Here is a 228-nt window from a genome sequence, read left to right as displayed (position 1 = left end):
CTGGCAGTCACAAGGCCAGGATGGTGACGAGCTGGGTGTCTACGGTCAGCGCTACGATGCCTCAGGCGCGCCAGTTGGAGGTGAGTTCCGGGCCAACACGGAGACCGCCAACGATCAGTCCTGGCCCGATGTCGCCGGGCTCGCTGGCGGCGGCTTCGTCGTGGTTTGGCAATCGATTCTCCAGGACGGCGGGATCTATGGGCAGCGGTACGACGCCAGTGGCAACCC

The 228-nt window shown here is 65.4% G+C and carries 1 protein-coding gene; it reads left to right on the top strand.

All coding sequences use genetic code 11. The features are described 5' to 3' along the window. Positions 1-228: hypothetical protein (locus tag R0J92_RS27585; RefSeq protein WP_411054022.1), on the top strand; the 228-nt coding region annotated here is incomplete at both ends.

It is taken from the genome of Tritonibacter sp. SIMBA_163, assembly GCF_046535935.1.
GTDB lineage: Bacteria > Pseudomonadota > Alphaproteobacteria > Rhodobacterales > Rhodobacteraceae > Epibacterium > Epibacterium scottomollicae.
This window is presented reverse-complemented; position numbering and strand designations above follow the sequence as displayed.